Source organism: Dietzia cercidiphylli, from assembly GCF_014145145.1.
In the GTDB taxonomy this organism is placed as follows: domain Bacteria; phylum Actinomycetota; class Actinomycetes; order Mycobacteriales; family Mycobacteriaceae; genus Dietzia; species Dietzia natronolimnaea.
The window spans coordinates 1-1,957 of sequence record NZ_JAALEA010000474.1; the positions used below are offsets into that span (position 1 = coordinate 1).

Annotated in this window: 1 protein-coding gene; it reads left to right on the forward strand. The window is 69.1% G+C overall.

Annotated elements, in window-relative coordinates:
* Positions 1-189 precede the first annotated feature (189 nt).
* A partial coding sequence (locus G6028_RS15795) for a DEAD/DEAH box helicase (protein ID WP_182659440.1) occupies positions 190-1,957 on the forward strand: 1,768 nt, incomplete at its 3' end.

Below are 1,957 nucleotides of genomic sequence, written 5' to 3' on the forward strand. Positions count from 1 at the left end.
GAGGAGGCGTCGGAGCAGGAGTCGCCCGCCGAGGAGACACCGGTCCCTGAGGCGTCCGCCGAGGAGACACCGGTCCCTGAGGCGCCCGCTGTGGAGCAGGCGGACCAGCGCACGCCCCGCAGGGGCGAGTCGGTGGACCGCGCGCCCGACGCCGACGCCGGCGACGGTGACGCGATCACGTTCGCCGACATGGGGCTGGCCCCGGCCGTCGCCCAGGCGGTCAAGGACGTGGGGTACGAGGTCCCCTCCGCGATCCAGGCCGCCATCATCCCGATGGTGATGGCGGGCCGTGATGTCGTGGGGCTGGCACAGACGGGCACCGGCAAGACCGCGGCCTTCGCCCTGCCGATCCTCTCACTCATCGACCCGGCGGTGAAGAGCCCGCAGGCGCTCGTTCTGGCGCCCACCCGTGAGCTCGCGCTCCAGGTCGCCGAGGCGTGCATCACTTACTCCGCCAACATGCCGCAGGTCAACGTGCTCCCGATCTATGGCGGTCAGGCCTACGGGATCCAGCTGTCCGGTCTGCGGCGGGGTGCGCAGATCATCGTCGGTACGCCCGGCCGCGTGATCGACCACCTCAAGAAGGGCACGCTCGATCTGTCGGGTCTGCGCCATCTCGTCCTCGACGAGGCCGACGAGATGCTGGCGATGGGCTTCCAGGAGGACGTCGAGCGGATCCTCTCCGACACCCCGGAGACCACGCAGGTCGCCCTGTTCTCGGCGACCATGCCCTCCGCCATCCGGCGCATCTCGCAGAAGTACCTCACCGATCCGGCGGAGGTGAAGGTCGCCTCCAAGACCTCCACCGCCCCGAACATCCATCAGCGCTACGTCCTGGTCAATCACCGGGACAAACTCGACGCCCTGACGAGGATCTTCGAGGTCGAGGATTTCGACGCGATGATCCTGTTCGTCCGGACCAAGTCGGCCACGGAGGAGCTCGCGGAGAAGCTTCGGGCGCGCGGGTTCTCTGCTGCGCCGATCAACGGCGACATCCCGCAGAATCTCCGGGAGCGGACCATCGAGGCACTCAAGGACGGTCGGACCGACATCCTGGTGGCCACGGACGTGGCCGCACGTGGTCTGGACGTGCCCCGTATCAGCCACGTGGTCAACTACGACATCCCGCACGACACCGAGTCGTACGTGCACCGGATCGGCCGTACGGGCCGCGCCGGCCGCAGCGGGCAGGCGCTGCTGTTCGTCACCCCGCGGGAGCGTCGCATGCTCTCCCAGATCGAGCGGGCCACGCGTCAGCCGCTGACAGAGATCCAGCTCCCGAGCGTGGATGATGTCAACGAGATGCGGATGGCGAAGTTCGGGCAGTCGATCACCGAGAGCCTCGATGATCCGAACCTGGCGATGTTCCGCCGGCTGGTGGAGGAGTACGCCAACGAGCACTCCGTCTCGATGGCCGACATCGCCGCCGCACTCGCCACGCAGTCCCGCAATTCCGCCGACTTCCTCATGCGAGAGCCCGAGCGTCCCGCGCGACGTGAACGGCAGGACAACCCGCGTGACACCCGGCGGGATGACCGGCGCGAGCGGCCGGGCCGCGACTTCTCGGACGGCCCCCGTCCCTCGCGCACGGGCAAGGACATGGCCCAGTACCGGATCGCTGTGGGCAAGCGGAACAACGTCAAGCCGGGATCCATCATGGGCGCCCTGGCCAATGAGGCCGGACTCAGTGGCGGCGACATCGGACGTATCTCGATCCGTTTCGATCACTCGATCGTCGAACTCCCGGCGGGTCTGTCCCGGGATCAGATCGAATCGATGCGCGGGATCCGGGTCGCCGGTTCGGAGATCGACATCCGACCGGACTCCGGTCCGCCCGCCGGTCGCCCGTCCGCGGGCAGGGACGACCGTGGTGGCCGTCCCCGCGGTGGCGACCGCGGGGGTCGGGACGACGACCGTCGCGGTGAGCGTCGTGACGACCGGGGCGGGGGATCCCGGC